This window comes from Methylobacterium oxalidis, from assembly GCF_007992195.1.
Lineage (GTDB): Bacteria > Pseudomonadota > Alphaproteobacteria > Rhizobiales > Beijerinckiaceae > Methylobacterium > Methylobacterium oxalidis.
On the sequence record NZ_BJZU01000295.1, the window covers coordinates 1 to 1169 of the forward strand.

A 1169-nucleotide genomic window follows, 5' to 3' on the forward strand; every position below is an offset into this window, starting at 1 on the left:
CACGCACGTGCAATCCGGCCCCACCTGCACGCAGCTTCTGGCGTGGTTCGGCGCCGACGTGATCAAGGTCGAGCGGCCCGGGGCCGGCGACGCGACCCGCCAGCAGCTCCAGGATATCCCGGACGTGGACAGCCTCTATTTCACGATGCTGAACCACAACAAGCGCTCGATCACGCTCGATTCCAAGAACCCCAAGGGCAAGGAGGTGCTCTGGCGCCTCGTGAAGGAGTGCGACGTCCTCGTCGAGAACTTCGCCCCCGGCGCGCTGGCCCGCATGGGCCTGACCTGGGAGAAGATCCAGGAGGTGAACCCGCGCATGATCCTCGCCTCCGTGAAGGGCTTCGGTCCCGGTCGCTACGAGGATTGCAAGGTCTACGAGAACGTCGCTCAGTGCGCCGGCGGCTCGGCCTCGACCACGGGCTTCCGCGACGGCCTGCCGATGGTGACGGGCGCCCAGATCGGTGATTCCGGCACCGGCCTGCACCTCGCGCTCGGCATCGTCACCGCCCTCTATCACCGCACCCACTCGGGCGTCGGCCAGCGCGTCGACTGCGCCATGCAGGACGGCGTGCTCAACCTCTGCCGCGTGAAGCTGCGCGACCAGCAGCGCCTCGGGCACGGCCCCCTCAAGGAGTACAGCCAGTTCGGCGAGGGCGTGCCCTTCGGCGATGCCGTGCCGCGCGCGGGCAACGATTCCGGCGGCGGCCAGCCCGGCCGCATCCTGAAGTGCAAGGGCCACGAGAACGACCCGAACGCCTACCTGTACTTCATCACGCAGGCGGCGGTCTGGGAGCCGATCTGCGACATCATCGGCGAGCCCGGCTGGAAGACCGACCCGGCCTACGCCACGCCGAAGGCCCGCCTGCCGCACCTCAACGAGATCTTCACGCGCATCGAAGCCTGGACGATGACGAAGACCAAGTTCGAGGCGATGGACATCCTCAACAAGTACGACATCCCCTGCGGGCCGATCCTGTCCATGAAGGAGATCGCGGAGGACGAGGCGCTGCGCAAGACGGGCACCATCGTCGAGGTGGACCACCCGACCCGCGGCAAGTACCTGACCGTCGGCAACCCCATCAAGCTGTCGGCGAGCCCCGCGGAGGTCACCCGCGCGCCGCTGCTCGGCGAGCACACCGACGAGATCCTGCGCGACGTCCTGAAGTACA

General features: G+C 67.8%; 1 protein-coding gene. It reads left to right on the forward strand.

What is annotated here, in order from left to right; translation table 11 throughout:
* On the forward strand, window positions 1-1169 hold a 1169-nt coding region (gene frc, locus MOX02_RS30665), incomplete at both ends, for a formyl-CoA transferase (RefSeq protein WP_147029520.1).